General features: G+C 47.6%; 1 protein-coding gene. It reads left to right on the plus strand.

Annotation, left to right across the window (positions count from 1 at the left end; all coding sequences use genetic code 11):
- Nucleotide 1 precedes the first annotated feature (1 nt).
- On the plus strand, nucleotides 2-178 hold the full coding sequence (locus tag ACNKXV_RS13730; RefSeq protein ID WP_417908288.1) for a hypothetical protein: 177 nt from the start codon (nucleotides 2-4) through the stop codon (nucleotides 176-178).
- Nucleotides 179-336: the final 158 nt, after the last annotated feature.

Below are 336 nucleotides of genomic sequence, written 5' to 3' on the forward strand. Positions count from 1 at the left end.
GATTTACAAGGAAGTAGGTACCTACACCGGGGAAGCGGGGCTAACTGCCTCAGGCAATCAAGTGGAGGTGAGTTTTGATGCCAAGGCTATCGGTCAGCTGCATGTGATTGCTGAGGTGAAGGACAACGGAGTGCATCCGATGACGAGGTATGTGCGGTTTGTGGTGGAGGTTAAGTGATTAACCGCCAAGTTCACTAAGAATAAAAAAGAGAACACAAAGAAAAATTCACCGCAGGGGCGCGGAAAGCTCGGAGAAGAAGTAGTCAGTAAGCAGTCGCAGTGATTTTTTTAAACGCTAAGTACACCAAGGAAAATTGGGAGGTCCCAAAGTGCTAT

This window comes from Christiangramia aquimixticola (assembly GCF_048285835.1).
Taxonomy (GTDB): Bacteria; Bacteroidota; Bacteroidia; order Flavobacteriales; family Flavobacteriaceae; genus Christiangramia; species Christiangramia aquimixticola.